The organism is Bradyrhizobium sp. Unk1 (genome assembly GCF_059512345.1).
Genome location: NZ_JCAMOP010000057.1, coordinates 20,968 through 45,382 on the forward strand (window position 1 = coordinate 20,968; position 24,415 = coordinate 45,382).

Sequence of the window (24,415 nt, forward strand, 5' to 3'; positions counted from 1 at the left end):
CGGACACTTGGCAGCTATCGGTGATGAGATCGCCCCATCACAGCGCTCCCGCCTTCCTCAAACGGAAAGGAGCAGCGCATGCAAAAGCGGCGTCGTTTCAAACAGACCCAAACGTTGGAAGAACGTCTTTCAGCCGCAGCGCAATCGCTCAGGCAAAGGGCGAAAGAACTAGCGCCCGGAAAGGAGCGTGAGCATCTTTTACGCCAAGCTCGTCAAACGGAGACCGCCTCCCATATCGAGGAGTGGTTGAGATCGCCGGGCTTGCGTCCTCCCCAGTGATAGCAACAAGTCGCGTTCTGATCGATTTTGTCGTGATGGCAGAGTCGTTTGGAAACTCTTTCACGTTCGTTGAAGTTACGCCTGATGACGGGTCGGAAAAGCAGCTTTGGATAGCCTACGCCAAACCGTCACAGGCAGTGACACTTGTGCTTGCGGAAGTGTCTGAGGGATGGACGGCAGAGATCCTGCCAGCAGAGATTACGGACGACCAGCAGGATACTTTCGAAGAGTTGGAGCTTATGCCGGGAGACGTCTATCGGCTGACCCCCAAATATTAGCACCACGCGTTCCCAGCCGCCGTTCGACAACCGGAGTAGTCCAATGAACAACCGTATTGACGAAGCTGTTGCCACCCGCGCCTACGAGCTTTGGGAGAAGGCCGGGAAACCGGAAGGGCGAGACGAGGACTTCTGGCGCCTGGCAGAGCAGGAGTTGCTCAACGAGGATAGAGGCTCGCCCATGCGGACGCCCGACACGTTATAGGATAAGTACGTGGAAATACATGGCGAGGATTATCGCCATGCTGAGGATAATGATGCCGATAAAGAATCGGCCCATCAATTCTCCTCCCGGACGCCCTTGAACTTCTTCGCGCTGGTCTTGACGGCAAAGAACTTGAGAAACCAGCGAGGTCGGCGGAAAGGCCTATTGGGAGGCCACCAACGATGTGGCGCTGATCAACAGGCTGGCGGGTGAATTTCCAGGTTACACTTCTGAAGATCTTGGTGAGCTACCCCAACGGGTTTACCACGATTGTCGATGTGAAGCGTGACATGGCGATCCTGGCGACCAGTGGACGAGAATGGACAGAGCGGACGAAGCGCCTTGGAGCGCGGGTGCCCGATCTAGACATCTTTTCGCAGCGCCTCGTCATACGCGATAACGGTGGCTGGAGGATCACTGACGAGGGCCGCTCCGTGTTGTCTTTCATGGAGGGCCGCGAGCCGGCCGCAAAGCCAGTATTAGAAGTTCTCGCTCGCGAAGACGCTCCCGCCCCAATGCCGCCATTCCCGCGGCTCGCCGACAGGGCCTTGCGCCGACGTCAACGCCGGGAACGACGACGAGAGGCGCAGCAGCGTGCTCGTGCGAACGCCTCGTAGATAGCTCGTCATGGCGCGCTCGCTCGACGACAAGTTGGTGAAGATCGTCAGATGTGCCTGGCAGACGGCCGGCAACGCGTCTGCGGCGGTGAAGCACGAGATAGCGAATGCACTGGAAAAACTTTGGAGAGCAGGGCGCCTTGAGCGGCAAACCCAGGAAATAAGAGTCGGTGCGAAGGAGGAGGCGGGGTCTGCGTCGTATCCGATGTCGCCTGAATCAGCGCTCGCTGTGAGGCTTATGCGAAAGCCCTTTCGGGGCCGCATGTAGTGCAATTAGTCAGAGGTGCTTTGCTCTTCAGGCCGAAAAATCCACCCTCGCCAGACCGTCAACAGCACGGCCATGATGACGGGTCCTAAAAACAAGCCGAGTAGACCGAAGGCAGCCAGCCCCCCGAATATGCCGACGAACGCAAAGAGGAAAGGGAGCCGCGCCGCGCCCCCGACCAGAGTTGGCCATACAAAGTGGTCCCCCGCGAGCATGACGATTCCGCCCCAGACAAAGACGCATGCGGCCGCGATCCCGCTGCCACCGCTGGACAAGAGCATTGCGGCAGCGGCCGTGAACACTGCCCAAGCACCGAACGGAAGCATCGCAAAAGCCGTGGTTATAATGGTAAACATTATGGCATTTGGTACGCCTGCAGCAACGTATCCAACGCCGATCAACAGGCCCTCGCCGATGGCGACGATCACAGTACCGTTCACCGTCCCTCGAATTGAATCCACGATCTTCTGCACCACGCCCTCGCCGGGGTGCCCCAGGATACGATCGCACGTCTCGACGGTGCGGTTAGCGACCGAGCGGCCGTTGTTGAGTAGCACGAACAAGGCAAACAATGAGAAGAAGAGCATGAACAGGCGACGCATCAGCTGACCGCCGAGCGTGTTAAACAGACCAGACGCATCATCCGCATTGACGGTCTTAAGCCAAGCCGTCGCGGCTTTCGGATTCGATAGGTTATCGCGCCACCATTGCTGCACGATTTCTGCTACGACCGGCAGGCGAGCGATCCAGTCGGGCACTTCGATTCCGCTCTCCCTGGCCTTCTTCAGCCAGTTCGCGATATCACCGCCTTGCTCGGCAACCTGGTAGACGGCAAGCGCCATAGGCGTAAATAGGATAAGCGCGACGATCGCCGTGAAGGCGACGGCTGCCAGCCTTGTTGGGCCTGAGGTGAGCCGTGCCGCAAACTTAATGTAGAGAGGCCACAAGGTGACGGCTAGAATGGTCGCCCAGATCAAAGGTGGCAGAAATCCCCCGGCGGTCCACAACGAGAGCGCTACCACCGCTACTGCAAAGATCACCCGGGCATTCATGCGCGCGCCCGAACCAAGGGGCAGTGGCTTTTGCTGTGCCGAGTTGCGAGACGCTTCGCGATCCGATGCTGTCGGTGTGCCGGGCTTGGCTATCCGCTTGCTAACCGCGTTCGGGTGACCCACTTAGTACCTCGCTTGGCGGCCCGGCGCTCATCGATCCTACCGGTGTCGCAAATCTGATGGCGGCAAGCAGGCACCGCTCGCCGGAAAACACCCGAGGCTTGCTCGGGGTTCCATTCAAGGTGCGGCCTTCGCTCTTGCAGGCAGCCGAAGACCATTCTTCACGAAAAGGGCTGGCGTCGGTCTTACAGGTCGGGCTGCCGATATGGGATGTCCGGTTTTTCGGAATCTGCGTAAGCCCATATAATTGCGGTTCTTGTTGACGCCATTCCGAGATGATGCCGCAGAACGGCCAGGTCTTGCTCGCCAATCTTTCAGTTTCGGATCGGCCCCGCCTTCAGCGTAACGTTCAGCGCAACGTTGAAAAAAGGATTCGGCGCCGAAGTGCTGCAGTTGATCGAAGCCAAGTCAGGCCACCTCAAGAAATGGATGCTGTCCGCGAGGTCGGCGCTCCCGACAAAGGCGTGGATCGGCAGAAGCTCGGCAGTCGTAATCCCAAGCGAGCGCAAATAGGCGGGAACGTCGGCATGGGCGAAAGCCCTTCACGTGCATCTCATAAACGATCTAAACCGGCCGCAATCGTTGAAGGTCGAAGGCTCCGACGAGCTGATCGTCAACGGCAAGATCGATCTGGCCGACCGCCGGCTCCGTGGCTGGCGGCCCCTAGCTCAATCGCTACAGCATCTCTCGCAAAGCCTGCGCGTCGGCCGGCGCCGCGCTTTTCTGGTCGTTGTCGAAATAGACATAGACGTCACAGCCTTGGCGCTTCCAGGACTTGAGTCGCTTGGCCCATTGGGCGAGCGCTGCCTGCGAATAGTGGCCGTGATAGCGTCCGCTCGGGCCATGGCCACGGACATAGACGAAGTCCGCCGTACGTTTCCAAGGCGCCGGCGCATCGTGATGGTCGGACAGGCAGAGCGAAATGTTCTCGTCGGACAGCATTCTGAGAATGCGCGGCTGATACCAGCTCGGGTGGCGAAATTCGAAACTGTAGCGGCGTTTCCGGGACAGCAGCTTGAAGAACGAGCCGAGCCGCTCGGCGTCCACCTCGAACTGAGGCGGAAGCTGAAACAGGATCGGCCCCGCCTTGCCGCGCAACAGCGACATGCGGTCCTCCAGCAGCTCGAGGCTGTTTTCGGAGCGATCTGAAAGACGCTTCCAGTGCGTGATGAACTTCGACGCCTTCCAGGCAAAGACAAAATCGCGGCCAGTCTGCTGCCGCCATGCCGTCACTGCCTCCGGCGTCGGCGTGCGGTAGAACACCCCGTTCAGCTCCGTGGTGTCGAACTGATCGGCATAGTAGCTGAGCTGGTCTTTGATCCGAAGCTCCCGGGGAAAGAACGGACCTCGCCAGGATGCGTAGTGCCAGCCCGAGGTGCCGATAAGAATGCGTGCCATTCGGACGTCGTCCAATTTAATCGGCGTTGCCAATAGGCCGTGCATGACGCCTCCAACGATCTATCGACGCTCCGACCAGAGCAATGTTCCTGATCCCGAGGAACTGGCGATGATCTCTCAGGTTTTCCCCTAACAGACTTGATGTTGAGGAACCCGGCATGCGGCAAAAGGCAAAGATTGAAAGTTACGACGCGCCCGCTGGCGGTTGGGGCTCGCTCAGTGCGGTGGCTCACATCCTCACGCAAGAAGAAGTTGCACTTCTCGGCAGCGAGATATTGCTGAAGCAGAACAAGACTGGCGGCTTCATGTGCGTAAGCTGCTCCTGGGCCAAGCCCGCAGAGCCGCGCATGTTCGAGTTCTGCGAGAACGGCGCCAAGGCGACTGCCTGGGAGATAACAGGCAAGACCGTCACGCCGGATTTTTTCGCGCAGCACACGCTCACCGAGCTACGAACCTGGTCTGACCATCAACTGGAGGAGCAGGGGCGCCTGACGACGCCAATGCGCTACGATCCCAGCAGCGACAAATATCTGCCCGTCGACTGGAACGAAGCTTTCCGGCAAATCGGCACAGAATTGAACGCGCTCGATCCGCGCTCGGTCATCATGTACACCTCCGGCCGTGCCTCGCTGGAAGCGAGCTATATGTACCAGCTGTTCGGCCGGATGTACGGCACCAACAATTTCCCTGACAGCTCGAACATGTGCCACGAAACGACATCGGTGGCGTTGCCGGAAGTGATCGGCGTCCCGGTCGGAACGGTGCTGCTGAAGGATTTCGACGAGACCGATTGCATCTTCTTCTTCGGTCACAACACCACGACGAACGCGCCGCGCATGCTGCATCCGCTCCAGGAAGCCGCCCAACGCGGGGTGCCGATCGTCACGTTCAACCCGCTCCGGGAGCGCGGACTGGAGCGCTTCGTCAATCCGCAAAGTCCCGTTCAGATGATTGCGGGCGGCACACGCATCAGCTCGCAATACTATCAGGTGCGGATCGGGGGCGACGCCGCGGCCATCGCCGGCATCTGCAAATGGATTATCGAGTCGGATGATATCGCGCGAACGAACGGTGGTCCACGCGTGATCGACGTCGCGTTCGTCGAACAGCATACCGCCGGCTTCGAGGAATTTGCCGCGTTTTGTCGCGCCCAGGATTGGGACCAGATCGAAAGGGCATCGGGACTTTCGCGAACCGCCATGCTGGACGCGGCCAACACCTATATGGCGGCCAATGCCGTCATCGCCAATTACGGCATGGGCATCACCCAGCACAAGCACGGCGTCGAAACGGCTAAGATGATCGTCAATCTACTGCTATTGGGCGGCAATATCGGCAAGCCCGGCTCGGGGATTTCGCCGATCCGCGGACATTCCAACGTGCAGGGCCAGCGTACCGTCGGCATCTCCGAAAAGTCCAAACTCGTGCCGCTCGACAAGCTCGCCGACCTCTACGACTTCGAGCCGCCGCGATGGGACGGCCTTTCGACCGTGGATGCCTGCGAAGGCATTTTGAATGGAGACGTGCGCGGCTTCGTCAGCCTTGGCGGCAATTTTGTGCGCGCAATCCCGGAGCGATCGCTGATGGAGCCCGCATGGTCGGGCCTGCGCCTCTCGGTCCAGATCGCGACAAAGCTCAATCGCAGCCACATCGTCCCGGGCGAGGTGACGTATCTGCTGCCGTGTCTCGGTCGGATCGAGATCGACCAGCAGGCAAGCGGCCCGCAGGCCGTGTCGATGGAGGATTCGACAACCTGCGTTCATGGCTCGCGCGGTCAGCGCCAGCCGGTGGCGGACAATCTCTTGTCAGAGCCGGCGATCGTCGCCGCGCTGGCCAAAGCCACGCTGGGGCCTAATCCCGCGGTCGACTGGGATGCCTGGGTCGCTGATTACGCGCAGGTGCGGGACGCCATTGAACGTACCTATCCGGAGCAGTTCAAGGATTTCAACAAACGCATGTTCGAACCCGGCGGCTTCCCTCGGCCGTTGCCGGCCCGAGAGCGCAAGTGGAAGACGCCCAACGGTAAGGCGAACTTCACCGTGCCCAAGGCGGCATTTGCGTCGCCGCGAGAAGGCGACGGCATCTATGAGCTGATGACGATGCGTGCGGATGGCCAATTCAACACGACGATCTACACGGAAGACGATCGATTCAGGGGCATCCAGGGCAGTCGGTATGTCGTCCTGATGAATCCAGCCGATATGGAGGACGGTGGGCTGAAGTCCGGAGATACCGTCACGCTGGTCACCGAAGCGGGCGATGGTGTCGAACGCAGCCTGAGCGAGCTCCAAGTCGTGCCTTACGATATCCCGCGCAGGAGCCTTGCGGGCTACTACCCGGAATGCAATGGGCTGATCCCGCTGTGGCACTATGCCGAAGGCAGCAAGGTGCCCGCGGCGAAGTCCGTCCCGGTGCGCCTGTTCAAGGATATCATTCCGGAGATCATCGAAGGCGGCGAGATTCCGATCTCGACCGACTGAGCCCAACTGCAGAGCGTGGGCCTTTCGTGTTGTCGATAGGCCCGAGCTCTCCATTGGCGCCACAGGTGAATAGAAACTTCGACGGTCCTTCCGAATTGAACCGTCATCGACTTGATGATTGGAGTTTGAGATGAAGAAGATCGGATTAGTTGGAGCCGCTGTCGCCGTGATCGCAACAGTCGCGGTCACCCCCGCGGACGCACATTGGCGCGGCGGCGGATGGGGCGGCCCGGGCATTGGCTTCGGAATCGCAGCCGGAGCACTCGCGGCAGGAGCTTACGGGGCCTACGGTCCTTACGGATTTGGTCCGGGCTATGGCCCCGGCTACGCATATGGCCCCGCTTACGCCTATGGCCCCGGCTATGCTTATGGCGGACCTTACTACGGTCATCGTCGGTACTATCGGCATTATCGACACTGGTGATCTGACCACGGACTTGGCGTCGGCGGCGAACGAGGAGAAAAATGCGCAGACGCCTCTGGGTGATCTCAGCAGCCTCCGCGATCGTGGCCGCCGCTGCGGGGATCTGGTTCCTGACTGCGCCCGTGCGTTTCACTTCGGCAGAGGTAGGCCGTGTCTCTGACACCGCCGGCGATGCCGCACGCGGGAAGCTCATTTTTGCAGCCGGCGACTGCGCCTCCTGCCACGCCTCGCCGGGACAAGCTGATCGCTTGCATCTCGGCGGCGGATTAGCGCTCACCTCGCCCTTTGGCACGTTTCGCGCACCCAATATTTCGATGGATCCGGTAGACGGCATCGCACGCTGGACTGCGAAGGATCTCGCCAACGCGCTGCTGCGCGGTGTTTCTCCCGACGGTCGCCACTACTATCCCGTGTTTCCGTATTCGAGCTTCACGCACATGCGTTCCGAGGACGTCCAAGATCTCATGGCCTATCTGCGCACGCTCCCCGCCGTGAAGGGGCGTGCGCCTGATCACGAGCTCAATCTGGTTTTTGGCATTCGCCGCTTTGTGGGGTTCTGGAAGCTTCTCTACTTCAAGCCTGGACCGATCGTGGTCGATGCCGGACATGACGAGTCCTGGAATCGGGGGCGGTATCTGACCGAGGCGGTGGCTCACTGCGCGGAATGCCATTCATCACGAGATCTGTTCGGCGGCATTAAACCAGGGACCCGCTATGCCGGGGGGCAAGATCCTGAAGGCACCGGCTTCTATCCCAACATCACGCCGGCACGGATCGGTGACTGGTCGGAGCAGCAGGTGGCGGCGATGTTGCAGACCGGAAATACGCCCAATCATGGCCGCGTCGGCTCGTCGATGGCCGATGTCGTCACGAATACGGCGATGTTGCCGGACAGCGATCGCAAGGCGATCGCCGTCTATGTGAAGTCGCTGCCGCCCCGGCCGACGCCTCGTCCCTGATCCTCACTGCGCATAGAGATAGGCCGCGACATCGCGAGCCTCCGCCTCGCTGATCCCCGTGGCCGGCATCGCTGTCCTCGGCGAGAAAGCCTGCGGCGTTACGATCCATCCTATGAGATTGTCGGGCGAGTTGGTCACCACACCAGCGATATAGACGCGTTGACGCAGATCGGCGAGAGAGCTTCCGACCTGACCGTCGCCGCCGGGGATGCCGGAAATGGTATGACATCCGGCGCAGCCATAGCGGCGGATCAGGGCAGGCGCCCGGGCTGGATCGCCGGCGGTCATGGCCCGGGCGGTATTCTCGGTCTGCTTGCGGTAACTTTGGGCGAGCCCGCCTGCCACGGCGGAGGCAGTCAGTACGCCGGCTGCGACGATCAGGGCGATAAGCATTCTACTGCGCGTGAAGGGCATCGGTTCGCTCCGTTTGCTTGGCGGCACGCGTGATCCAAAGCGCAATCAGGGTCAGGGCCGCACCGGCGTAGATCGTTCCCGCCGGCACCCACATGATGATGCCGGCCAGCTGCTGGTCCTCCAGCGGAGTGAGCCCCCACGCCCCCGCAGCCTCCTGTTGCTCCCGGTAGAGCAGATGCGGCGCAAGCGCCATCAAGGCGCCGAGCACGCTGGTGTGCAGCATGGTGATGAAGACATGCCAGGCGGCGGCCCCGGTTTCACTACGCCTGAACACCGACCACCAGAACAGGACGGCCGTCAGGAAGAAGCTGAGATGCTGCGCCCGGTGCAGGAGGAGGTTGGAAACGGCTGCGTCGAACAGGAGCGGCGCGTGCCAGCCCCAGATCGCCATTCCGTGCAGGATCGTTGCGGTGCGACCGGCGCTGAAAAAGCCCCACACGGCGTCGGTGGCAGGCAGCCGCATCCAGCGGCCGATCGACAGGCGAACGCGGCGGGGCAGGGACCACAATAGCGTTCCAACCGGTCGCGCGATCACCAGCAACGGCGCGGCTACGGCCATCAGGATCTCGTGCTCGATCATGTGAAAGCTGAGCAGCCGTTCGCCAAGCCAGTGCAGCGGCGACACCAGCGCTGCGATCAGCGAGAGCCAGCCGGCGGCGCAGGCAACGACTTGCCAGAGTCCGGCACCAGGAACACGAGCCCGTCGCCGGAGCAGAACAAGCGCGCCGACGCCGTACATGAGACCAAAAACCATGAGAGGGAGGACGATCCAGGGATCGAGCGTCCAACGCGCGCCGCTCACGTCCGGGGTCAGCTCGTGGGCATGTGCCGCACCACCCGCCAGCAGGCCAGCCGTGATTGCCGCTATCTTTCGCATCCCGTCAGCACCAGAGAGGCCCCGCCCTGCATCGCAAGAGCAAAGGTGAAGAGGCAGGCGGAAAGGGCGCTGACCGCTCTGGCGAAATCGATCGTATGAGCGGGCGCGCTCGCGACCCCCAGCCTTCTTGCGCAAGACCACGACGCGACGCCCGACAGAGCCGTCAAGATTGCGCCTGCAAGGGAGATGATGGCGGAGACATGCAGCGTTGATCGGCAATCGACATCGGGCGGGATTTGTCCAAGCTGCATATTGACGGCCCAGATCACGGCGGCGAACCAGAGGCCGGCCCAGATCGTGAGATGGGTCAGGAATTTTGATGCGCTCATAGCCGTGCCAGCCAATAGATGCAGCCATAGATCGGAAGCCACGCCGCAACGACAAAGTTCCAATACATGGCGTTGTCCTGGACGTCGCCGAAGCGGCGGGCATTTTGCGCGTGGCGCGTAAACATCAGCGCGGCGAGGACCAGGGTGTCGGCGAGGTCGGTGATGATGTGCGTGGTGTGGAGGCCCAGCAGGAGCCAAACCACGGAGCCGTAGGCATTGGTGTCCCAACTGATCCGCAACGCAGGAAATTCGAAGACGCGCACGATCAGCGGCGCGATTCCCAGGATCGACATGACGACAAGGCCGATCCTGACCTTGCGCAGGTCTTGCTGCTCCGCCCAGCGCGAGATCAGGATGTTGGGCACCAGGCTGACGAGCAGAATGAGCGTCACCAATGTGCCGGGAAGCAGATCGGGTGGGGGAGCGTCGATCGGCCAAGTGGTCGCCAGGCTCATCAGATAGAGGTAGACGGCGATCGCCAGGGCAAAGCCGGTGCCCTCGATCAGCATGAAGGCGAGCGTGCCCCACCAGGTGGCACTCTGTGTCCCCATCCCGTGTAGCGGCAGCTTGCGGAGATCGAGCACGATCCTTTCCCTCATGCCTCGTCCTCCGGCGTTCCCTTGGGCCAGAACCAGCCGATCAGGGCGATCGCGATCGGGATCGAGCCCCACACCACCGCCCAGGGCGTGAATATCGACCAGATCAGCATGATGCTGGTTGCGATCGCCGTCAGCAGTGGCCAGATCGAATTCCGCGGCGAGGCCTCGCGCGCCTGTGGTTCGGCAGTATTGAGCGACGTCACCACCAGCTCGCGCCGATCGGTACGCAGGCCCTTTGCCACAGCAAGCGCATCGCGGCAATCCCAGAGCGGATGCAAACTATTGACGACGGGGATCATCGCAAAATTGAAGCTGGGCGGAGGCGACGAGGTGGCCCACTCCAAAGTGGCTGCATCCCAGGGATTGTCGGAAGCGACGTCGCCGGCCCACGCGCTCCGGATGACATTAATGAAGAACACCAAGAACCCGGCGGTGAGCACGATGGAGCTGAGGCTCGCGAACACATTAAGAGCGTGCCAAGGCAGGTCGGGCTGATAGGTGTAGATTCGCCGCGGCATGCCCTCCAATCCGAGGATATGCATTGGAAAGAAGGTGGCGTTAAAGCCGGTGATGATCAGCCAGAACGACCACTGCCCAAGCGTCTCGCTCATCATCCGTCCGGTGAGCTTGGGAAACCAATAGTGGATGGCGCCCAGTAGCGGGAAAACGGCGCCGCCGACCAGCACATAATGGAAATGCGCGACGACGAAATACGTGTCGTGCACCTGGGTGTCGAACGGGACGGAGGCAACCATCACCCCGGTAAGGCCGCCGATGACAAAGGTGACGAAGAAACCGATGATGAAGAGGAGCGGCGTCTTGAACACCGGCCTGCCGTCCCACAGCGTCGCCAGCCAGCAGAAGATCTGAATGCCGGCAGGGATCGCGATGGCCATGCTGGACGCCGTGAAAAAGCTCTCACCTAGTCGTGGCAGACCCGCCACGAACATGTGGTGCACCCACAGGCCGAAGGCGAGGATGCCGGTTGCAATCAGCGCCATCACCAGACCGAGATAGCCGAAGGCCGGTCGCCTCGCGAACGGTTCGATCATGGTCGAGACCATGCCGGCCGCCGGCAGGAAGATGATGTAGACCTCGGGATGGCCGAAGAACCAGAATAAATGCTGCCAGAGCAGCACGTCACCGCCCTCGGCCGGATTGAAGAAGTGCGTGCCGACGAGGCGGTCGAGGATCAGGCTGGTGCTGGCGACCATGATCGCCGGCATCGCCATGATGATCAGGAAGGACGTCACCAGCATCGCCCACACGAACACGGGGATGCGGTCGAGCGTCATGCCCGGCGCGCGTTGCTTGAAGACGGTGACCACCATCTCCACAGCGACTGCGAGCGCGGAGACTTCGGTAAAGGTGATCATCTGTGCCCAGATGTCGGCGCGCTTGCCGGCGGCATATTGCGGCCCGGATAGCGGCACATAGGCGAACCAGCCGACGTCCGGTCCCATGTCGAGCGCAAAGGCAATCCAGAGCAGCGCGCCGCCGGCAAGATAGATCCAGTAGGAGAATGCGTTGAGGCGAGGGAAGGCGATGTTGCGGGTGCCGACCATCAGCGGCACCAGATAGACCGCCACGGCCTCCATTACAGGCACGGCAAACAGGAACATCATGTTGGCGCCGTGCATGGTGAAGATCTGATTATAGCGGTCGGGACCAAGCAGGCGCGCCTCTGGCTGCGCGAGCTGGATCCGCATCAGCACGGCGAGGACTCCTCCGAGCACGAGGAAGACAAAGGCCGTGAAGATGTAGCGGCGGCCGATGATCTTGTGATCGACGGTGGTGAGCGCGCCCCAGATGCCGGGCGGCGTCTTCCATGTCTCAGTCAACGCCTCTGTCAGGCACGAGCCTTGGATGTCGATGTCGCGCGTGTCGGACGCTTTGGCGGGCATGTTCATTTCAGGCTCGCCAGATAAGCAGAGACATCGCGCAACTCTTCCGGTGCGAGCGGCACCATCGGCATGTTATTGCCCGGCTTGATGGTCTGTGGATCGGCGATCCAGGCTGCGAGCGAGCCGCGCGTGGTTTCGAACAGCCCCGCCGCGATGGTCCGGCGGCTGCCGACATGGGTGAGATCGGGCCCCGTGGTGCCGGCTGCAATGGTGCCACGGATGGTGTGGCAGGCCGCGCACGGCTTCGTCAGGAACGTCTGCATTCCCGCAGCCGCCTCCTCTTCGACAGGCTGGGCCGCCGCATTCCGCTCCGCGTTCGCCCATTTGTCGAAATCGTCCTGCGACTCCGCGATCACCAGCAGCGCCATGTGCGCGTGCTGCATGCCGCAATATTCCGCGCACTGACCGCGATACACGCCAGGCTGCTCCGCCCGGATCGTGAGCTCATTGGAGCGGCCCGGGATCAGGTCTTGCTTGCCGGCGAGGCTCGGGACCCAGAATGAATGGATCACGTCGAGGCCCTCAAGCTTGAGGTGCACGCTGCGGCCAACCGGAATGTGGATCTCGTTGGCGGTCTCGAATCGCCGGGATGGATCCGGGCCGAGATACTCGATGCCCCACCACCATTGCAGGCCGCGCACCCGGATCGTCAGATCGTCCTGGCCGGCGACGCTGAGACTGCGCGTGGCAAAGAAGCTCATGATGGTGAAGGTGCCGATGATGACGGCGGTGACGATGACGGCGCCGATGACCGCGATGGTCATGCGCCGTTCGCGGCCAGGCTGAGGTGGTGTCGACAGGCCTTCCCGCCGGTGCCACAAAGCCCAGATCAGCGCGACCATTACCAGCATCCAGACGACGGAGCAGACTGCGACGATCAGAAGGATGAGATGCTTCAGGCTGATTGCCGAGGTGCCGTGAACGTCGAGCGCGGATTGCCAATTGCTGCCGCACGCGGCCAGCGGCACGGCGAGCATCGCGCTCAAACAGATCTTGCTCAGGGCGCGGATCACGGCGTCGGTCCCTGATCCAAATGGACCGGCGAGGGGCCCTGATCAAATCGCAGTTTGGCCGGTGCGCGATTTTCGGCAGGTCGCGTCTGCTTCTCGTCGTTCCGGCTCGGCGCAGCGGTCTTGCCTTCATAGGAGCCGATGGTCTGTACATAGCCCGCAAGCTGCCAGATCTGATCCGTCGTCATCTTGTCTCGAAACGACGGCATGCCGTGGGGCCGCCCATCCCGGATCGAGGCGAAGATGGAGACCATCTCGGGGCCGTAGTACCACCAGCCGTCAAGGAAGCTCGGCCCGCTCCCACCCTGACCGTCGCCGTGACAGCTCTTGCAGCCGAACCACGAATACAGTCGTTTGCCTTGGCTCAGATTGTAGGCATTGGCCTCGTAAGGCTTGCCCAGTGCGAAATAGACCCGCGGTGGGGCGCCGGCGATGCCATTCGGCATCAACGCGATCTTGTCGAGCGCATCGGCTGTCGGCGGGTCGAGCCGCAACTGCCGCTGCTCCCGCTGGCAGCCCGCCAGGGCCGCCACAACTGCGAGGAGAATGCTGGTCATCCGCTTCATCTGACCCGTCAGCTCAAGGGAACTATAAATCGATGCGCTTCGGCTTGGTTCCTGCGAGTTCGGATTCCTTACCGTAAGCTTCCGGGCTGGCTGAAGACTTGGAACTCGCTGCCGCGCGCGACGCCGACCAGCGTGATTCCCGACGCGGTCGCAGTTCGGACGGCGAGTGCGGTCGGGGCAGAGACCGCGATCAGAATGCCGATGCCGATGGCTGCAGCCTTTTGCACCAGTTCGATCGACACGCGGCTGGTGAGAATGAGCGCGCCAGAGGACCCGGTCACGCCCTCTGCTTCCATCGCTCCCGCGAGCTTATCGAGGGCATTATGCCGGCCGACATCTTCACGCAGCAGCAACAACCCTGAGCCAGGCCGATATAGCCCGGCTGCGTGCGTTGCTCGGGTCGCACGATTGATATCCTGCGCCGCTGTCAGCGCATGCACGGCAGACGAAATGTCCTCGGCGGTAAGCGACAGGTGGTTTGTAATGTGGGGAACGGGCGGACAGGCGTCGGCCAGGCTTTCGATACCACAGAGGCCGCAACCCGTTGGGCCTACCAGACGCCGCCGCCGCGTTGCAAGGCGATCACTCCGGTCGGATGTGAGCCACATCCGCAGCTCCACGCTGTCCCCGTGCCGGACGATGTCCAAATCCTCGATCTCGGAAGGCCCGGCAATAATTCCCTCCGTCAGGCTAAACCCTATGGCGAGATCGGTGAGATCGGCGGGTGTCGCCATCACAACCGCAAGCGTCGTTCCGTTGTACGCCAGGGCTACGGGGGTCTCTTCAGCAAGCGTGCGGGCAGCAAGTCGCCCGTCCTGGTCGCGACAATCGACGCCGACGACCGCGTGCGGCAGGTTCGCTTGGCGCCTGAACTGCGAGCCGTGCAACGCGTCCTCCCTCAAAAAGAAGCGACGCCGCAAAGGGAGGATGGTTCCTAAGCCGAGGCCACCCAGGTCCGCGCTGCTGTCGCATGAGACACCGTCGACTGTCGGTTCGAGAGCCGGTCATCACAGCGGTAGATTGTCCGTCATTCCTTGCGGGACCTCACCCTGTTCGGATCGCTCGGCCAACAACTCGGCCTCCGCCTTGTACCAGAGGTCGTCCATCGCCCCTGCGGGTTCGCCAGCCTGCTTCCAAAGAAAATAGGCCCTGCTGCGAATGTCTTCCTCACTCAAGCCCATTTCATGCTCCGTTCGTTCGTCCTTGGCAAAGCAGAGCGGATCGACAGGTTCCAAAGACGCGCAGTTCTTGGCAATGGTGCATTGTCGCATGACCATCGTTGGTGGAACGGGCTGTGCTGGATCACGTTGGCTGACATGTCATCCGCGGATCTCAAGGGCTGGCTTACCAAAATTGGCGTAGCGACCTCGCGGCCGGCGGCATTCGTCGTCTTCCTGGCCTACGGATCTTGCTGGCTCGTCCTGGGCAACGGATTGGAATGGCATTCGTTCGCAACGCTCGCGACCTGGGGGATGACACTCCTCATCCAGCGCGCCGAGCATCGCGACACTCAGGCCATTCATGCCAAGCTCGACGAACTCCTGAAGGCAGTCGGGAATGCCGATGACGACCTCATGGACGTCGACAAGAAGGACGCCGAGGAAGTCGAGCAAGAGCGCGCACAGGTCCAGGCATCCTGATGGCTGCGCGTTGATACGCCGACCCGAGCAACCTCCGATGAGGTACGGAATTGAATCGCACCAAGCAAATCAGCAAAGTTAATATGAGGGCGTTTACAATGGTCGTCGCGGCCGCCGCAACCGTTCCGAACGGTCCCTGCTCGGGGCAGCTTCCAAAGTGGAGCTCGGTGGGATTGTGAGGGGCGTATTGGATTGTCTGATCGTGGGCGGCGGTCCCGCCGGCCTCACCGCCGCAATCTATCTGGCGCGATACCGGAGGCGCGTAGCCGTCTTCGACGAGGGAAAAAGCCGGGCAGCCTGGATCCCCAAGAGCCATAATTATCCCGGATTTCCTTCCGGCGTCTCGGGCCGAGAGCTGCTCGATCTGCTGCGATGTCAAGCCAAGTCTTACGATGTCGAGCTTGTGCGGGAACGGATTTCCTTCCTGGAAAAATCCGACATCGGTTTTCGAGCCGTCTATGGCGATCTCGAGATTCGCGCACGTCGTGTGCTGTTTGCAACGGGCATCGTGGATGAGGCTCCGGATATCGACGGCGTGGAAAAGGCGGTCCTTGCAGGTATAGTCCGCTATTGTCCAGTATGCGACGCCTACGAAGCCATCGATCGGCGTATAGCCGTGATGGGCCAGGGAGCAGGCGCTCTCGCAAAGGCGAGATTTCTGCGGCACTATTCCGACCGAGTCACCTTGGTCGTTACCGGAGCCCCCACCGCCGAGCATTTGGCGGAAGCCGAAGAGGCAGGAATCTCGGTCCAGCTCGCTGATAGCCAATTGGAGATCAAGGCCGGGTCGATCCACGTTTCCAGTGGATCGAACGGTGCGGGGACGTTCGATGTGCTCTACCCCGCTCTGGGCTGCTCTGTCGGATCGGAGCTCGCCGTCCGACTGGGCGCCGCTGCAAACGAGGTCGGTTGTCTGGTGGTGGATGGGCACCAACAGACGACGGTCGAGGGAGTCTACGCGGCGGGAGATGTCGTTTCAGATCTTCACCAGATATCCGTTGCGACGGGGCACGCCGCGGTTGCTGCCACGGCGGTTCACAAATCGCTAGGCTAAGCACGGGCGACAACGAAGGCCAACTGGCCGCCCCGGCTTCCTGGGAGCTCGTCATGCCCCGTCTTTCGGCCGCCGCAGAAGCGGCGTCTATCCGTGGCCACACGAAGGAAGCAAGTAGGAACGAATCAACATAGCGTGAGTTCGTCTCGCAGCCATTCAGAAAATCGAGCGAGGCGATGCGATGACACGATCCGTAGAGGAGCTCCGGCGCGAATCCGAGCGCAGCCGTGCCGAGCTGGCGGCGACGGTCGACCGGTTGAAGGACAGCATCACCGAGACGGCGCAAGACATTCGCCACGCGGTTTCGCCGGAGCATATCAAGTCCGAAGTTTCCGACTTCGTCGGTCGGAAGACTCATACGTGGATCAGCGATCTCAAGGACAAGGCGCTGGAGAATCCCATTCAGAGCCTTGCGGCCGGTGCTGCTGTGGCGCTGCCGCTCATGCGGATGGCGCGCGGCGTGCCCCTGCCTCTGCTCATGATAGGCGCTGGACTCGCTCTCACCTCCAAGACGGTGCGTGCCCGCGTCCAGGACGCGGTCGATCCCCTCAAGGATCAGGCGGGGCAGGTTCTGGATCAATCCAGGACAGCCGCGCAGGGATTTCAGGACAATGTTCAGCAGACTGCGTCTTCAGTCCGCGGCGGAGCTGCGGGACTGGCCGATACCGCCGCTGACGCCGCCGGCGTTCTCAAGGACAAGGCGACCCATACCTTCGACACTCTTGCTGGCAAGGCGTCGGACGGCGCCGACGCAGCCAGGGATGCGGCCAAGGACGCGTTCGAACGCCTGCGTAGCGGCGCAAAAGAGACGGCCGATGCGGCCAGGGATACCGCCCAACAGGCCCCCGCAGAGGCGCGCGAGGTCATCGGTGACAACGCCGCATTGATCGGCGGTCTGGGTATCGCGATCGGCGCGATTATTGCCGCGGCACTCCCGCCAACCGATGCCGAGACCAAGGTTATGGGGCAGGCGAGTGGCAACGTCAGACAGGCCGCGAACGATGCCACGGCGTCAGGTTTCGAGGCCGCAAAGGACGCGGCGCTGTCGGCCGCAGATGCCGTCGCTTCCAGCATCGCCGACGCGGATCTCGGAAGACACGCCAGTCGCATGACGGAAGGCGTCGCAGAGAGACTGAAAGAAGCGGCAGACGGCATCGTCGCGGCCGCCTTTGATCAAACCCGTAAGCCCAATACCACGAACTCGAATACCTGAAGAGGCACCCGATGAGCGATCTCGACCTGAACCAGAGAAATGCCGCCCAAACGCCGGATGCCCCTCTGTCGGAGCGGTTGAAGGACCAGATGCAGGACGCGGGAGCCGAAATGAAGGAGCGCGCCGGCGAGGCCCTTCGGGCTTCCACCGATACAGCGCGAGAGAAATTCGCGGAAGCGGCGGATGCGGCGAAGGACGTGGCGTCCGGGGCCGTCGATCAGTTTCAGGACCGTGCGCGCGGCAAACAGCAATCCAGTGCTGATTTCATCGAGCGTTTCGCCGGCAACATCCGGGAGGCCGCACGCGCGTTCGAAAACGATGCACCTTTCGCGGCAAAGGGGATCAACTCGGCGGCGGAATACGTCGAAGGTGCTGGCGAGAAGATTCGCAACGGCAGCTTCCGAGATCTCGTCGACAACGCCACCGGTTTCGCCAAGCGTCAGCCGGCTGCCTTCCTCGGCCTATCGGTTCTCGCGGGCTTTGCCGCCGTGCGTTTTCTGCGGGCCTCAGACGGCGGTTCTTCATCGCAGGGACACGATCGATCGGCGTCTTCAGGGAACGACAATGCGCGGTCCGGCGGATCCGGCGGATGAGCCATCGCGAGATCATCGCACCGGCAGATCAATCAGAGAGCGGCGAGTTGACATGACCATTCAAGACGACGTCAAGACCGGACGAGACGATCTGCGAGCGGTATCAGGCCTTTTCGGCGATGCGCTTTCACAGGCCGCGAAGCTTTTCCAGAACGAACTCGATCTCGCCAAGGCGGAATTGACCGAAAAGACGCGGACCATGGCTGGCGCAATCTGCTTTCTGGCCGGTGGCGCCATCCTCGTCATCCCCGCCCTGGTGATGGCGCTGCTTGCCCTCTCGGCCGCTTTGATTTCCGCCGGCTGGTCGCAGCCGCTGTCCTATTTGACGTCAGCCGTGGTGGCCGCGGCCCTCGCGGGACTTCTGATCGCGATCGGGATGAATCGGTTGGATCCGAAAAAGCTGATACCCGGTGAGACGATGCGGCAACTCGAGAAAGACAAGAATACCGTGAAGGGAATGGCGCGATGAGCAGCGAAAAGCCCGGTTTTGTCGATAGTCTGTTGGCAGCTGCGAAGGATAATCCCCTGGCGGCGGCCTTGGTCGGAGGTGGCCTGCTTTGGCTGATAACCGGTGACGAGAAGATGCGGACGGCTGCCAAATCGTTCACGGCCGCGATGGCGCCGGCCAAGGATCTCGGTGCCAAGGCCGCGCAATCCGCCGCATCGGTCTTTGAGACATCTCCGCCGACCGCCCCGGATCTGGACGACGAAGCACACGAGACGGCCGGTGCCATGCGCAAGGCCGCGGGCGCCGCGTCCGACGCAGTGTCAAACACGGCGGAGAAGGTGAAAGGGCGTCTAAACGATGGCATCGCCTCTGCGCAGGAGACCCTGAGCGGGATCGCCGATTCATCGGCCGGGAAGCAAACTTACGAAAAGGCGCGATCCTCGCTGGCCGGCGCATTCGAACGGCAGCCTCTGCTGCTCGGAGCCGTTGGCATAGCGATCGGCTCGGCGGTTGCGGGAGCATTCCGGGTGACGGCGCTTGAATCCGAGACGATGGGGAGGCTGAGCGACGATGTGAAGAATGACTTCGGCAGGCGCACGCAGGCCCTGGCACAGAGCCTTCGCGAAGCCTCGGATACCGTGAGGGCGGAATTCACCGATCTTGGCGACGAGGCGCTGGACCGCGTCAGGCAGACGGGGATGGACGCCGTGGACGCGGCGAAAGGGGCGGCCAAACTATAAATGGATGTCTGTTTCAAAGATCATTAGCGGCATGCCTAGCGAGCCCGCCGACACCATCATCGGAAATCTTAGCCAGGCAACCGCGCCCGTCGAATTTAGGTCGGATCGGGTCTAAATCAGAAGTCCGGCGAGATTGACCGACTATTATATTGCGAGGTGGAGGGAGGCCTTGAGGCGCACCGATCAAGACCGCAGGTTATCCCTTACCCCCGTTTTCCCATCGGCTCTCCGCAGCACCAGGGGCACGACCGCCGCCCTGGCGAGGTCTTCCAGGGCGGTCGCAATGTATTTCGCGTAGTGCCGCTCGATCATTTTGACTGAGGTGTTGTGCAGTTTGGCGACCTGCTGGATAGGCAAGCCCTTTCGGAGACCGCGCACGATGCTTGAGTGCCGCAAAGCATAGGGAATCACCTCCGGCATACCGGCGCGCTCGCGAATGGCCTTCCAGGGACGTGCAAGTTCGCCTCTTTTCCACGGACCGCGTTCAGACTTCTTCCAGGCGATACCTCCCGGCTGCTGTTCATGGATCCACCGCTCGAAAAGAGGTGCATCGTTTGGCCGTCCGGCGATTGCGGGCAAAAGCACCTCAATCACATCGTCGCCCACCGGGACCGGGTCTGAGCCGCTATTGCCGCCGCGCCCCTTGTAGGAGCCCGGCACCATCAGACGCCGTGCCGAAACCTGTACGTCGCCAACGCGCATTCGCCTGACTTGGGCATACCGCGCGCCGGTCGCGGCCAGACACACGACGATCCGATATAGATCGCCATCGAATCCTTGCTCCTGATCGACTTCACACGCAGCTTGAAGGACGGACCCAACTTCCTCATCCGTGAGGATCTGGTTATCCCGAGCAACCGAGACATCATCCTCATCATCGATCCGCTCGGCTTTGAAGCCGGCCTTCACAATGGCCAGGAACGTCGGATTTAGTTTCTTCCGATCTGCGGAAAGCCGTGGCCACGCGGCATTTAGTGCGGCCTTGAGGTCATTCACGAACCGCTGCTTGGTCGTGATCTTTAAGTCCTCCGGCAAACCCTCGCGCCACGTTATCAGGTCATCTTCTGTCAAGGAATGCAGATGCACCGCTGCGAGAGGAGCAGCTTCCGCAGCTTAGGATGCGCGGTCCGTCCTGACTGCGCACGCGGAACGAGAGGTAGACTTTGCCCTTTACGGCGTTGGCCTCGACGTGCTGGGGCAGCCGGCGGCGCTTTCTCATGTCCAGCCCTCATCGGAGGCGGCGAGCTCGCCTTGATGGGGCAACCTATGGACGGCGATGTCAAGTTCCCTGACGTCCCAAGCCTGCCGCCGATCGGCCAGCACGCGAGGGCGCGGCATGCGACCCTCCTCCATCATCTTGTCGAAGGTGTTCGGGCTGACGGAGATATAGGCCGCCGCCGCCTCGCGCCTGATCAAGCGCGGCGGCAATGTGGAGGAAGAGCGGTCTGCTTACGCATCTTGGACTAGCCGCCGCCTCCGCCGCCGCTCTTGCCCTTGCCACCGCGATTCTTCTTGCGGGCCAGGGCTGCAGTCCGCGATTGTCTACGGGCACCCTTGGCGCGGGCGACCTTCTTGGCCACAACTGGCCGTTTTCCTTCCTTCAAGGCGGCGTTGGGCGCCAAGCCAAGCTCGACGCATGCTTGATAGACGTCGAGGCGCAGGTTCAGCCATTCAGACGCTTGGCGGCAGAGTTCTTCGCTTAGGTGTTCATCGAACAGATCACGGATCATCTCCTCGATCTCGTCATCGTTCAAAGTGCTGGCATCGCCAGTGTTGGTCTCGCCGTAAAGAGGCTCCTTCGTTGTCTCGCTCATCGCGCTGCCTCTTTCTGCTGCTCGCGCTCGGCTCGCTCGCGCACAGCGCGAACGAGCTCGCACGTCATGCTGCTGACGTTGTGCGCGGCCCACGCCTTCAACAACGTACGAACGTCGTCGGGGATCTTCAGCGACAAAGTCGCCATTTCGTTGGACTGATTCACAAGCGTGCTCCCGTGTAGATTACGCACGCCTAAAATATTGCACGGGTGCAGCCAATTTCCAGCAAATGTCATGTCGCCGCAACAAGGGTCCCTACGCACACCCAACGTTGATGTTGCTGATTAATTTCGGTCGATAATCTTGGGAAGGCGCTGGCGCAGTCTTGGTAAGGAATTATACGCAAACGTGATTGAAAAACGGAAAAGCCCGCCGGGTTAGCGGCGGGCCTTTGCTGCTGTGAAGCGAGCGGCGCGATCAGCGCGCGGCGATGCGCTCGGCGTCGGCCGGCCGGTTGAACATAGGCTCCATCGCCACGATCTCCCTGAGCCTCTCTCGCTCTTTGTCTGTAAGTCCGTCCAGAAATGCCGCCGCGGTCAATATCGAAAAGGCCGTCTCCACCGCCTGATAGTGAGACATCTCACCTTTAACGCCATACACGCACAAACCTTCGGCTCCGGCCCAGACATTGAAGCGGAACGGCCGATCATTGCCGAAATAGTAGCCGCAGAAATCGACGCTCGCCCACGTCGCGGGGTTGGTAGTATACGCCTTATAGGTGGAGCGGATTCGCTTCGAAGGTCGTTTGCTCATTCTGAGCCTCCCTTTGAGAAGATTAAGACAGCACAGAGCGACTGGTGTTGCGCTGACTGGTGATCGGCACGCGGCCTGTTGCGGTCTTGACCGCCAAGACCCTCGCCATTGGATCTGGGCTGGGCTCTTCGCCGATACGCTCGCGGGCCTCATCGATGGTCAGCACGCCGGAGTCGACATACGATGTCAAAATCTCGGCTTGCCGCTTCTGGTCGACCTCGTCTTTCTCGATCCAGGCAAACTCGACGTCATCGAAGCCGGTCTCGCTACGGATGACGTCGTTCGCGAGATCGCTGAACCACTGCTTGGTCGGCTCCACGCCTTCTTCCTCGGCGGTGCGCTCGGCCTGCTGGGCAGTCGCGTGATTGACTTGTTGATCCAGCGCTGAGACGGGGTAGGAGAAGGCCAGGCAAATGACGCGTGCCAACCACGCGTCCATTTCGTTGGTAAGCGCTGATTCCTTGATCGGAATGTATGAGTTGCTTCCGTTATCAGTGGCCAAGAATTTCATCCGGCGACGCGTCGCGAGGTTTCCGCTGTGCAGGTTGTCCTAGTAATCTTGAAATCTCTGCACTTGGTACGGTCCAGCTCGCAGGTAAGGAAAACAACGCCTCCGGCTGATTACCGCTTTCGTAATATTCGCACTGATACTGTGCCCGCCGGATTGCGATGTTGACCGTGCGGAGTATCTGCTCCGTCGGGGAGAAGCCGAAGACGTGACCTGGTCGCAGGTTCATCGGCCGGTAGACCAAGTCCCGCACCGTGAGATTCGCTGCCGGCAAGCCGTGAAGTAATTGCTGATAGGCTGCAGGAAACGCGACATTCCCTTGGATGACATACCTCTGCGAGGACGCGTCCGCGCCATCATCCCAGAGGCGCGGCTCCGGTGTCCGTCCGTGGGGATCGATGATCCTCTTTATGGTAGCACCATCGGTGATTTGAAGTCTGACGAGACGTCCGAGCCCATCGCGTTTGCAGAACAGCGACGGCGCATCGATGACGAGGAGATCCTCAAGCAAGCTCCGCAACCAGGTGCTGAAGGACAAAAGGTAGTCCGGCTCCCTGAAAAACGCTGTCAACGATCGAATGCGCTCACGCTGTGCCGCCGGTAACGCTGATAGTTTCGGTCTCCGGTGTGCTGGACCATCGTGTCGGGCGCGAATGGTCCACGGCAGACGGCAAATTTGATCCTTTTTGCGCTCCAGAACGATCCTGAGCAAATCGCAGTTCTCGGCGAGCGAGCGGAGCATCTCGAAGGTAAGCCCAAAGCTGATATTCGTCGAGGTCGCCCCCGCCTTTGCGCGCCAAAGCCCGTCCAATGTAGATTTTCGATTTTGAATGAAGCGCTTCGTCGTTAATCGCAATGAAGACGTTTTCAGGCATCGATAAGAATCCTCGCAAGGCGCCGGCCAGAGCCGTGGTCTGGCGCCGCAGTTCGGCACTGTCCTCGCCGCGTGCCTCGGCTCGCTCGGCTAGAAACACCAACGCGGCCGTATTCGCGGCCCAAATTCGGTCGCGCATTGACGGCGCGCGATCGGAGATCGGCAAGGAGGCCCTCGGCAATCTCGCGTCGGCGGGCGTCAGCGGCCTTCAACGCGCGGCCGAGAGATGTTCGCCCATCGATCTTCAAACGTGCGGCTATGTCAGCCATTTTGCGTCCTACCCGGCCCGCAATTTCGTTCTATCTCCGTTCTATATAGGCGATCTCATGAACAAATCAATAAGCTATTGATTTTGCACGTGTTTTGTACGTAACTCGTGCATCTTCGCAGGAGAGAGCGCTAGCCGGGGCGGTCGTCAGCGGCGCGTGCGGAGGCCGTCCAGCCGCCGTCCATTCGGCGGGTCCTGGAGGCCGGCCGACTCACGCCACGCGCTGGAAGCGTGCAACTGAATGTCGACCCGAAGCTACGGCAACGAGGCCGGACCCATCAGCGCCAGGGAATAGATCGCGTGTGATCCCGTTCACATGCGGCGCGGCGAGGCTGTGGTACCGCACGCCATTCAACGGAGGGCTCGGTCTTGCCGCCCGCCATTTTCGATTTTCTATACCGGGAATATTGCCGCGCGCGCCTCGTCGAGATGCGCAGACAGCTTCTCCTGAATCGGACGAACAGCCCCGAGTCCACGGAAGCGGATGGCAACATCAGCTCTGACGGCGCGAATGACCGGGGTAGCAACGTAGGCGACTCGCAGCGTGACGACGACCAAGCCGGGCCAGGTTAGCCGCGCTTCCAAATGCAACGGGTCGCGATGAGCAACCCACCGGAAAACATAGCCCGCCAGTCGAATATCGCCGATGCCAATAGTGGTCCTGCCGCGCCTTCTGAGCAGCCCTTTCTGAGACCGAACTTCCGGGCCCGCGGAGGCGCACCAACGCACGGGCG

31 protein-coding genes are annotated in these 24,415 nt (G+C 61.4%); 12 read left to right on the forward strand and 19 right to left on the reverse strand.

Features of this window, described 5'->3' with window-relative positions:
* Positions 1-242: 242 nt before the first annotated feature.
* From AC5ZFO_RS42170 to AC5ZFO_RS42180, 3 genes are all read left to right on the forward strand, one after another.
* Positions 243-557, forward strand: a complete 315-nt coding sequence (locus AC5ZFO_RS42170) for a hypothetical protein (protein WP_282521588.1) — start codon at positions 243-245, stop codon at positions 555-557.
* Between the two features lie 43 nt (positions 558-600).
* Complete coding sequence (locus AC5ZFO_RS42175) at positions 601-762, forward strand: DUF2934 domain-containing protein (protein WP_282521330.1); 162 nt, start codon at positions 601-603, stop codon at positions 760-762.
* Between the two features lie 209 nt (positions 763-971).
* Positions 972-1,379 carry a hypothetical protein gene (locus AC5ZFO_RS42180; protein WP_496123671.1) on the forward strand — a complete coding sequence of 136 codons (408 nt, stop codon included), beginning with the start codon at positions 972-974 and terminating at the stop codon, positions 1,377-1,379.
* 273 nt (positions 1,380-1,652) lie between these two features.
* On the opposite strand, the gene AC5ZFO_RS42185 is transcribed toward AC5ZFO_RS42180, so the two are convergent.
* Together AC5ZFO_RS42185 and AC5ZFO_RS42190 are read right to left on the reverse strand one after the other, a co-directional pair.
* Positions 1,653-2,819, reverse strand: coding sequence for an AI-2E family transporter (locus AC5ZFO_RS42185; protein WP_282521328.1), 1,167 nt, complete (start codon positions 2,817-2,819; stop codon positions 1,653-1,655).
* A 672-nt stretch (positions 2,820-3,491) separates the two neighbouring features.
* Entirely contained in the window at positions 3,492-4,214 is a 723-nt protein-coding gene (locus AC5ZFO_RS42190) for a DUF72 domain-containing protein (RefSeq protein ID WP_282521327.1), read from the reverse strand.
* A gap of 158 nt (positions 4,215-4,372) precedes the next feature.
* On the opposite strand from AC5ZFO_RS42190, the gene AC5ZFO_RS42195 reads away from it, so the two are divergent.
* The 3 genes from AC5ZFO_RS42195 (at position 4,373) to AC5ZFO_RS42205 (ending at position 8,077) form a co-directional block, all read left to right on the forward strand.
* On the forward strand, positions 4,373-6,694 hold the full coding sequence (locus AC5ZFO_RS42195; RefSeq protein ID WP_282521326.1) for an FdhF/YdeP family oxidoreductase: 2,322 nt from the start codon (positions 4,373-4,375) through the stop codon (positions 6,692-6,694).
* Between the two features lie 130 nt (positions 6,695-6,824).
* Positions 6,825-7,118: a hypothetical protein gene (locus AC5ZFO_RS42200; protein WP_282521325.1), complete on the forward strand. Its 294-nt coding sequence runs from the start codon at positions 6,825-6,827 to the stop codon at positions 7,116-7,118.
* Between the two features lie 41 nt (positions 7,119-7,159).
* Positions 7,160-8,077 (forward strand): c-type cytochrome, encoded by a 918-nt coding sequence (locus AC5ZFO_RS42205; RefSeq protein ID WP_282521324.1) that lies wholly within the window; start codon positions 7,160-7,162, stop codon positions 8,075-8,077.
* A 3-nt stretch (positions 8,078-8,080) separates the two neighbouring features.
* On the opposite strand, the gene AC5ZFO_RS42210 is transcribed toward AC5ZFO_RS42205, so the two are convergent.
* The 9 genes from AC5ZFO_RS42210 to AC5ZFO_RS42250 all read right to left on the reverse strand — a co-directional run bounded on the left by AC5ZFO_RS42210 (position 8,081) and on the right by AC5ZFO_RS42250 (position 14,957).
* Positions 8,081-8,470 carry a c-type cytochrome gene (locus AC5ZFO_RS42210; RefSeq protein ID WP_282521323.1) on the reverse strand — a complete coding sequence of 130 codons (390 nt, stop codon included), beginning with the start codon at positions 8,468-8,470 and terminating at the stop codon, positions 8,081-8,083.
* A 1-nt stretch (position 8,471) separates the two neighbouring features.
* Positions 8,472-9,368, reverse strand: coding sequence for a cytochrome c oxidase assembly protein (locus AC5ZFO_RS42215; protein WP_271604758.1), 897 nt, complete (start codon positions 9,366-9,368; stop codon positions 8,472-8,474).
* Positions 9,356-9,697: a hypothetical protein gene (locus tag AC5ZFO_RS42220; RefSeq protein ID WP_282521322.1), complete on the reverse strand. Its 342-nt coding sequence runs from the start codon at positions 9,695-9,697 to the stop codon at positions 9,356-9,358. The genes AC5ZFO_RS42215 and AC5ZFO_RS42220 overlap by 13 nt, the downstream gene beginning before the upstream one ends.
* Positions 9,694-10,296 (reverse strand): cytochrome c oxidase subunit 3, encoded by a 603-nt coding sequence (locus tag AC5ZFO_RS42225; RefSeq protein ID WP_282521321.1) that lies wholly within the window; start codon positions 10,294-10,296, stop codon positions 9,694-9,696. Before AC5ZFO_RS42225 ends, AC5ZFO_RS42220 begins: the two co-directional genes overlap by 4 nt.
* Positions 10,293-12,206 (reverse strand): cytochrome c oxidase subunit I, encoded by a 1,914-nt coding sequence (gene ctaD, locus AC5ZFO_RS42230; RefSeq protein WP_404979786.1) that lies wholly within the window; start codon positions 12,204-12,206, stop codon positions 10,293-10,295. Before ctaD ends, AC5ZFO_RS42225 begins: the two co-directional genes overlap by 4 nt.
* Entirely contained in the window at positions 12,203-13,177 is a 975-nt protein-coding gene (gene coxB / locus AC5ZFO_RS42235; protein ID WP_496123676.1) for a cytochrome c oxidase subunit II, read from the reverse strand. The genes ctaD and coxB overlap by 4 nt, the downstream gene beginning before the upstream one ends.
* Positions 13,178-13,209: 32 nt before the next feature.
* A complete protein-coding gene (locus AC5ZFO_RS42240; RefSeq protein ID WP_282521320.1) occupies positions 13,210-13,767 on the reverse strand; it encodes a c-type cytochrome in 558 nt (185 codons plus the stop codon).
* A gap of 77 nt (positions 13,768-13,844) precedes the next feature.
* Complete coding sequence (gene fdhD, locus AC5ZFO_RS42245; protein ID WP_496123672.1) at positions 13,845-14,663, reverse strand: formate dehydrogenase accessory sulfurtransferase FdhD; 819 nt, start codon at positions 14,661-14,663, stop codon at positions 13,845-13,847.
* 120 nt (positions 14,664-14,783) lie between these two features.
* Positions 14,784-14,957: a DUF2934 domain-containing protein gene (locus AC5ZFO_RS42250; RefSeq protein WP_282521318.1), complete on the reverse strand. Its 174-nt coding sequence runs from the start codon at positions 14,955-14,957 to the stop codon at positions 14,784-14,786.
* Positions 14,958-14,960: 3 nt separating this feature from the next.
* Between AC5ZFO_RS42250 and AC5ZFO_RS42255 the strand changes: the two genes are divergently transcribed.
* The 6 genes from AC5ZFO_RS42255 to AC5ZFO_RS42280 all read left to right on the forward strand — a co-directional run bounded on the left by AC5ZFO_RS42255 (position 14,961) and on the right by AC5ZFO_RS42280 (position 19,464).
* Positions 14,961-15,416, forward strand: a complete 456-nt coding sequence (locus AC5ZFO_RS42255; protein ID WP_282521317.1) for a low affinity iron permease family protein — start codon at positions 14,961-14,963, stop codon at positions 15,414-15,416.
* Between the two features lie 187 nt (positions 15,417-15,603).
* Positions 15,604-16,470 carry an NAD(P)/FAD-dependent oxidoreductase gene (locus AC5ZFO_RS42260; RefSeq protein ID WP_496123673.1) on the forward strand — a complete coding sequence of 289 codons (867 nt, stop codon included), beginning with the start codon at positions 15,604-15,606 and terminating at the stop codon, positions 16,468-16,470.
* A 256-nt stretch (positions 16,471-16,726) separates the two neighbouring features.
* Entirely contained in the window at positions 16,727-17,683 is a 957-nt protein-coding gene (locus AC5ZFO_RS42265; protein WP_306664383.1) for a DUF3618 domain-containing protein, read from the forward strand.
* An 11-nt stretch (positions 17,684-17,694) separates the two neighbouring features.
* Positions 17,695-18,276 carry a hypothetical protein gene (locus tag AC5ZFO_RS42270; RefSeq protein ID WP_282521314.1) on the forward strand — a complete coding sequence of 194 codons (582 nt, stop codon included), beginning with the start codon at positions 17,695-17,697 and terminating at the stop codon, positions 18,274-18,276.
* Positions 18,277-18,328: 52 nt separating this feature from the next.
* A complete protein-coding gene (locus tag AC5ZFO_RS42275; protein WP_282521579.1) occupies positions 18,329-18,745 on the forward strand; it encodes a phage holin family protein in 417 nt (138 codons plus the stop codon).
* Positions 18,742-19,464, forward strand: a complete 723-nt coding sequence (locus tag AC5ZFO_RS42280; protein ID WP_282521313.1) for a hypothetical protein — start codon at positions 18,742-18,744, stop codon at positions 19,462-19,464. The genes AC5ZFO_RS42275 and AC5ZFO_RS42280 overlap by 4 nt, the downstream gene beginning before the upstream one ends.
* 183 nt (positions 19,465-19,647) lie before the next feature.
* Here the strand turns inward: AC5ZFO_RS42280 and AC5ZFO_RS42285 are convergent, their stop codons facing one another.
* The 8 genes from AC5ZFO_RS42285 to AC5ZFO_RS42320 form a co-directional block, all read right to left on the reverse strand.
* A complete protein-coding gene (locus AC5ZFO_RS42285; protein WP_306664382.1) occupies positions 19,648-20,535 on the reverse strand; it encodes a tyrosine-type recombinase/integrase in 888 nt (295 codons plus the stop codon).
* Between the two features lie 392 nt (positions 20,536-20,927).
* Complete coding sequence (locus AC5ZFO_RS42290; protein ID WP_282521312.1) at positions 20,928-21,278, reverse strand: hypothetical protein; 351 nt, start codon at positions 21,276-21,278, stop codon at positions 20,928-20,930.
* The gene (locus AC5ZFO_RS42295) at positions 21,275-21,442 is read right to left on the reverse strand and encodes a hypothetical protein (protein ID WP_282521311.1); all 168 of its coding nucleotides are present in this window, start codon (positions 21,440-21,442) and stop codon (positions 21,275-21,277) included. Before AC5ZFO_RS42295 ends, AC5ZFO_RS42290 begins: the two co-directional genes overlap by 4 nt.
* 253 nt (positions 21,443-21,695) lie before the next feature.
* Entirely contained in the window at positions 21,696-22,031 is a 336-nt protein-coding gene (locus AC5ZFO_RS42300; protein ID WP_282521310.1) for a hypothetical protein, read from the reverse strand.
* A gap of 22 nt (positions 22,032-22,053) precedes the next feature.
* A complete protein-coding gene (locus AC5ZFO_RS42305) occupies positions 22,054-22,533 on the reverse strand; it encodes a phage portal family protein (protein ID WP_282521309.1) in 480 nt (159 codons plus the stop codon).
* Entirely contained in the window at positions 22,523-23,050 is a 528-nt protein-coding gene (locus AC5ZFO_RS42310) for a hypothetical protein (RefSeq protein ID WP_282521308.1), read from the reverse strand. Before AC5ZFO_RS42310 ends, AC5ZFO_RS42305 begins: the two co-directional genes overlap by 11 nt.
* Before the next feature lie 73 nt (positions 23,051-23,123).
* Positions 23,124-23,579: a hypothetical protein gene (locus AC5ZFO_RS42315; RefSeq protein ID WP_282521307.1), complete on the reverse strand. Its 456-nt coding sequence runs from the start codon at positions 23,577-23,579 to the stop codon at positions 23,124-23,126.
* A gap of 495 nt (positions 23,580-24,074) precedes the next feature.
* Positions 24,075-24,415 (reverse strand): hypothetical protein (locus AC5ZFO_RS42320; RefSeq protein WP_496123674.1); only part of this gene is annotated, 341 nt, incomplete at its 5' end.

Coding starts and splice junctions, on each gene's coding strand:
- AC5ZFO_RS42175 (WP_282521330.1), top strand. CDS start 601: ATGAACAACCGTATTGACGAAGCTGTTGCCACCCGCGCCTACGAGCTT.
- AC5ZFO_RS42190 (WP_282521327.1), bottom strand. CDS start 4,214: ATGGCACGCATTCTTATCGGCACCTCGGGCTGGCACTACGCATCCTGG.
- AC5ZFO_RS42195 (WP_282521326.1), top strand. CDS start 4,373: ATGCGGCAAAAGGCAAAGATTGAAAGTTACGACGCGCCCGCTGGCGGT.
- AC5ZFO_RS42200 (WP_282521325.1), top strand. CDS start 6,825: ATGAAGAAGATCGGATTAGTTGGAGCCGCTGTCGCCGTGATCGCAACA.
- AC5ZFO_RS42205 (WP_282521324.1), top strand. CDS start 7,160: ATGCGCAGACGCCTCTGGGTGATCTCAGCAGCCTCCGCGATCGTGGCC.
- AC5ZFO_RS42210 (WP_282521323.1), bottom strand. CDS start 8,470: ATGCTTATCGCCCTGATCGTCGCAGCCGGCGTACTGACTGCCTCCGCC.
- AC5ZFO_RS42215 (WP_271604758.1), bottom strand. CDS start 9,368: ATGCGAAAGATAGCGGCAATCACGGCTGGCCTGCTGGCGGGTGGTGCG.
- AC5ZFO_RS42220 (WP_282521322.1), bottom strand. CDS start 9,697: ATGAGCGCATCAAAATTCCTGACCCATCTCACGATCTGGGCCGGCCTC.
- AC5ZFO_RS42225 (WP_282521321.1), bottom strand. CDS start 10,296: ATGAGGGAAAGGATCGTGCTCGATCTCCGCAAGCTGCCGCTACACGGG.
- ctaD (WP_404979786.1), bottom strand. CDS start 12,206: ATGAACATGCCCGCCAAAGCGTCCGACACGCGCGACATCGACATCCAA.
- coxB (WP_496123676.1), bottom strand. CDS start 13,177: ATGCTCGCCGTGCCGCTGGCCGCGTGCGGCAGCAATTGGCAATCCGCG.
- AC5ZFO_RS42240 (WP_282521320.1), bottom strand. CDS start 13,767: ATGACCAGCATTCTCCTCGCAGTTGTGGCGGCCCTGGCGGGCTGCCAG.
- AC5ZFO_RS42250 (WP_282521318.1), bottom strand. CDS start 14,957: ATGGGCTTGAGTGAGGAAGACATTCGCAGCAGGGCCTATTTTCTTTGG.
- AC5ZFO_RS42255 (WP_282521317.1), top strand. CDS start 14,961: ATGCTCCGTTCGTTCGTCCTTGGCAAAGCAGAGCGGATCGACAGGTTC.
- AC5ZFO_RS42270 (WP_282521314.1), top strand. CDS start 17,695: ATGAGCGATCTCGACCTGAACCAGAGAAATGCCGCCCAAACGCCGGAT.
- AC5ZFO_RS42275 (WP_282521579.1), top strand. CDS start 18,329: ATGACCATTCAAGACGACGTCAAGACCGGACGAGACGATCTGCGAGCG.
- AC5ZFO_RS42280 (WP_282521313.1), top strand. CDS start 18,742: ATGAGCAGCGAAAAGCCCGGTTTTGTCGATAGTCTGTTGGCAGCTGCG.
- AC5ZFO_RS42290 (WP_282521312.1), bottom strand. CDS start 21,278: ATGAGCGAGACAACGAAGGAGCCTCTTTACGGCGAGACCAACACTGGC.
- AC5ZFO_RS42300 (WP_282521310.1), bottom strand. CDS start 22,031: ATGAGCAAACGACCTTCGAAGCGAATCCGCTCCACCTATAAGGCGTAT.